4 protein-coding genes are annotated in these 4,236 nt (G+C 71.0%); all 4 read right to left on the bottom strand.

The window, feature by feature from the left end; genetic code table 11:
- A partial coding sequence (locus tag ACLQ6X_RS03675; protein WP_411698818.1) for a class I tRNA ligase family protein occupies positions 1-757 on the bottom strand: 757 nt, incomplete at its 3' end.
- 99 nt (positions 758-856) lie between these two features.
- Positions 857-1,780 carry a hypothetical protein gene (locus tag ACLQ6X_RS03670; protein ID WP_411698817.1) on the bottom strand — a complete coding sequence of 308 codons (924 nt, stop codon included), beginning with the start codon at positions 1,778-1,780 and terminating at the stop codon, positions 857-859.
- Positions 1,781-1,866: 86 nt separating this feature from the next.
- Entirely contained in the window at positions 1,867-3,612 is a 1,746-nt protein-coding gene (locus ACLQ6X_RS03665) for a dipeptide ABC transporter ATP-binding protein (RefSeq protein WP_411698816.1), read from the bottom strand.
- Positions 3,609-4,236, bottom strand: a 628-nt coding sequence (locus ACLQ6X_RS03660; RefSeq protein WP_411698815.1) for an ABC transporter permease, incomplete at its 5' end; no start/stop codon positions are given. The genes ACLQ6X_RS03660 and ACLQ6X_RS03665, both read right to left, overlap by 4 nt.

The raw sequence follows: 4,236 nt of genomic DNA, 5'->3' as shown, positions 1-4,236 counted from the left end.
GTTCCGGCCGTGTCGTTTCGATCTCCAGATTGCCCGCAGTGTGCTTTTTTCCGTCGTCTCCGACGACCAGCCTGTGGAAGCTGACCCGATGGAACGCGGCCGGCTGGTCCTTGTCCTCCAGCTCGGCCTGCGCGACCGCGGTGCGAAAGGTCACATCCCACAGCGTCGGCGCGTCGGCCTGGTACGCCTCGCCTTGCGCGAGGCTGCGTACGAAGGCGCGCTGGGCAGCGAGTTGCGCCTCGGGTCCGATCGTGCGGTAGGTGAGCGACCAGTCGACACTCAGGCCAAGGGCGCGGAAGAGGTCCTCGAACTGCACCTCGTCTTCGGCGGTCAGCTTCTCGCAGAGCTCGATGAAGTTACGACGGGACACGGGAACCTGGTCGGCCGCCTTGCTCGAGGCACCCTCGCCGCCCTCGAGCGGGGGCACGTAGCCCTCGACGTACGGCAGCGACGGGTCGCAGCGCACGCCGTAGTAGTTCTGCACGCGGCGCTCGGTGGGGAGACCGTTGTCGTCCCAGCCCATCGGATAGAAGATGTCTTTGCCCTGCATGCGCTGGTAGCGCGCGATGAGGTCCATGTGCGTGTAGCTGAACACGTGACCGATGTGCAGGCTGCCCGACGCGGTGGGCGGGGGAGTGTCGATCGAGAACACGTTCGCTTTGGTCGCGGAGTCGCGGTCGAACCGGTAGGTGCCGCTGGTCTCCCACGCGGAGCCCCACTTGGTTTCCAACCCTTCGAGGGCGGGCTTGTCAGGCATGGCGTTCGGCATAGCGGTGGCGCTCCGGTTCTATAGGCGGCACCGTGTCGGTGGAGAGGTGCCTGGATCGCCTCCGATTCTACCGCGCGCCCGCGGCGGCTACCTCGTGACGGTGACCGTGCGGCTGGCGAGGGCCCCGAGCTCGTCCTCGAGCGTCACCGTGTAGACCTGCGACGGCACGGCGCAGTCGTACGGGATCTCGTCGAACGTCGCGGTGGGCGGCAGGTCGCTCTCGGTCGGGTTGATCGCCGCGTTCTGCGTTCCGACGCCGAAGTAGGCGCGCACGGCGTCGTCGCTCGACCACGAGAAGACCAGCGGTGCCTCGCCCTCCTCGGCCTCGCACTCGGCGCTGGTCGGGGCGGTGAAGGTGGCGAATGTCGGCCCCGAGGCCGGGGGAGCGCTCGGGCTGGGTGCGGGCGCGGGTTCTTCCTCCTCCGGCTCCTCGGTGGGCGCCGGTGCGGGAGCCGCGCTCGGTGTCGCCGAGGGCGTCGGGGTGGGGGCGACCGCGGCGTCGTCGGGATTCGAGAACAGGGTCACGAGCAGCACGATCACGGCGATGAGCAGCGCGACGCCGATGCCGATGAGCCAGTAGAGCAGCGTGCGGCTCTTCTTCGCGGTCGGGTCGCCGGTGGTCGGGACGGTTCCGGATGACACGGTGCGCACCGATGCCGCCGGGGGCGTCGTAGCGGCGGGCGGGTATCCCGCCGGCGGGTACGCGCGCGTCGGGTAGGGCGTCGCCGGTGTCGCTCCGGGGGTAGGCAGGATGCGGGTGGCGGCGTCGGTCGGCGCGGTGGGCGCCTCGAAGCGGTCGGTCGGCGTCTCGTCGATCACCGGGTCGAAGGCCGCCGTGGGCGTGTCCGCACCGTCGGCGTCGTACGGATCGGACGGCGTGGGGGAGTCTGCGCCCGCGGCGTCGAAGCGCTCGGTGGGGGTGTCCTGCGGCGTGGTGTCGGGCGCCGCGTCATCCGCATTCTGCTTGCGGGAATCGTCGTCGCGCGGTCCGGTCGGTGTGTCGTTGCTCATGGCATGCTCTCCTTCGGTCGCGGGCGGGCTGCCGCAGTTCGTCCAACAGTCGCCGCAGCGTGCCAACAGTCTGGGACGCCAGCAGTCTAGGGCGACGTGCTCGAACCCCGCCACACGGCGATACGCGGCGCGGAAGCGAAGAGCGCCCGCGTGTACTCCTCGCGCGGATTCGCGAAGACCGCCTCGGTCGGGCCGCGTTCTACGACGCGTCCGTGCTGCATAACGAGCACGTCGTCGCTCACGTGCCGCACGACGCCGAGGTCGTGGGTGATGAAGAGGTAGCTGAGTCCGAGGTCGCGCTGCAGCTCGTCGAGCAGGTCGAGCACCTGGGCCTGCACCGACACGTCGAGGCTCGACACGGGTTCGTCGCAGACGATCACGTCGGGTTCGGCGGCGATAGCGCGGGCGATCGCGACGCGTTGCTGCTGACCGCCCGAGAGGTGCAGGGGGCGGCGCGAGGCGACAGCGGCGTCGAGTCCGACCCTCCCGAGCAGCCGCGCCACCTCGTCGCCGGCGCGCGTCGAGCGCCCGTGGCTGAGCGCGTCGGCGAGGATGCGCCCGACCGTGAGCCGAGGGTCGAACGAGCTGAGCGCGTCCTGGTAGATCGCGCCGATGCGGGGCCGCAGGGGCCGCCGCTCGCGCTCGGACGTGGTCGTCCACGGCCGGCCCAGTACGTGCACGTCCCCGGCGTTTGGAGTGTCGAGCGCCAACACCAGCCGCGCGACCGTGGTCTTTCCCGAGCCGCTCTCGCCGACGACGCCCAGCGTGCGCCCGCGCTCGAGCGTGAAGCTCACGTCGTCGACCGCGAGCCTGTCGCCGAAGCGCCGACTGAGGTGGCTGGCGGTCACCACCGCCGCATTATTCGGAAATTCAGGAGACCCGGTCGCTGCGGGGGGTGAAACGGCCGTTTGCGAGGCATCCGCGACCCGGGTTCCTGAATTTCCGAAGGTGGCCGGCGGGGTGGCCGGCGGGGCGGCAGGTGGCGTGGGCGGGGGCTCGGTCAGGCGCGAGCCGCGGGGGCGGTCGGTGGGCACGGCCGCGATGAGGCGGCGGGTGTACGGATGCTGCGGCGCCCCCAACACCTGCGCGGTCGGGCCGCTTTCCACGATCTGTCCGGCGTTCATCACGAGCACGCGGGAGGCGAGCCGCGACACGACGGCGAGGTCGTGGCTGATGAGCACGAGCGCGGTGCCCTCGTCGCGCAGCCGCTCGAGCAGGTCGAGGATGCCGGCCTGCACGGTGGAGTCCAGCGCCGTGGTCGGCTCGTCGGCGATGAGCAGGCGCGGACGCAGCGCGATCGCCGACGCGATCACGGCGCGTTGACGCAGACCGCCGGAGAGCTCGTCGGGGCGTTGGCCCGCCCTGAGCTGCGGCTCGGGCACGCCGACGTCGGCGAGCAACTCGAGCACACGCGCACGACGCTGTGCGGGTGTGCTCGATGTGTGGAGGCGCAGCGAGTCGGAGATCTCCCGACCGACCGGCCGAAGCGGGTCGAGAGCCACGAGGGCTCCCTGCGAAACATAGCCGATCTCGCGGCCGCGAAGCGAGCGCAGCCGGCGGGGGCTTGCATCCTGAATTTCCGTACTGCTAAAGGTCAGGGCGTCCGCCGAGACCCGCGCTCGTTTCCCGGCGAGCCCGAGCAGCGCGCGGGCGGTGACGCTCTTGCCCGAGCCGCTCTCGCCGACGATGCCGACGCACTCGCCCGGCCGCACGTCGAACGAGACGCCGGAGACCACGGTCGCGTCGCCGAAACGCACGCTCAGGTTCGCCACGGTCAGCAGGCTCGGCAGCGAGTCCGGCAGGGACTGCGGGTCCGGCACGGGCGGCGTCACGATTCGCGTCCCCTCTGCTGGATGGCGCGCCCGAGCAGCGTCGTCGCCGCCGCGCTGAGCACGATGAACAGGCCCGGGAAGAACGTCATCCACCAGAACGACGCGATGTAGGTGCGGCCGGCGGAGAGCATGGCACCCCACTCGGCGGCGGGCGGCACGGCCCCGAGGCCGAGGTAGCTCAGCGACGACGCCCACACGATCGACTGGCCGATGCCGAGGGTCGCGAGTACGAACAGTGACCCGGCGACGTTCGGCAGCACGTGCCGCACGATGCGGCTGGGGCGTCCGCGCCCGAGCACGACGGCGGCCTCGAGGTAGGGCGAAGTGCGCACCTGGATGACCCGGCTGCGGATGATCCGCGCATAGCCGGGCGCGGTGGAGAGTCCGACGGCGATCGTCGAGGTGACGACGCCGGGCCCGTAGATCACGATGAACAACAGCGCGAAGAGCAGACCGGGGAAGGCAAACAGCACCTCGAGGAAACGGGTGGTTCCGAAGTCGACCCAGCGCGGGCCGAAGCCGGCGAGCAGGCCGAAGACGAGGGCGAGGCCCAGGCCGATCGCGGTGGCGGCGATTCCGATGAGCAGGGAGGCGCCGGTGCCGTGGATGACGCGCGTGTAGATG

The sequence above is a fragment of the Conyzicola sp. genome, from assembly GCF_046714715.1.
Lineage (GTDB): Bacteria > Actinomycetota > Actinomycetes > Actinomycetales > Microbacteriaceae > Conyzicola.
This window is presented reverse-complemented; position numbering and strand designations above follow the sequence as displayed.

What these genes read in the sequence shown, in the direction of transcription:
- ACLQ6X_RS03670 (WP_411698817.1), bottom strand. Translation starts at nt 1,780, where the DNA reads ATGAGCAACGACACACCGACCGGACCGCGCGACGACGATTCCCGCAAG.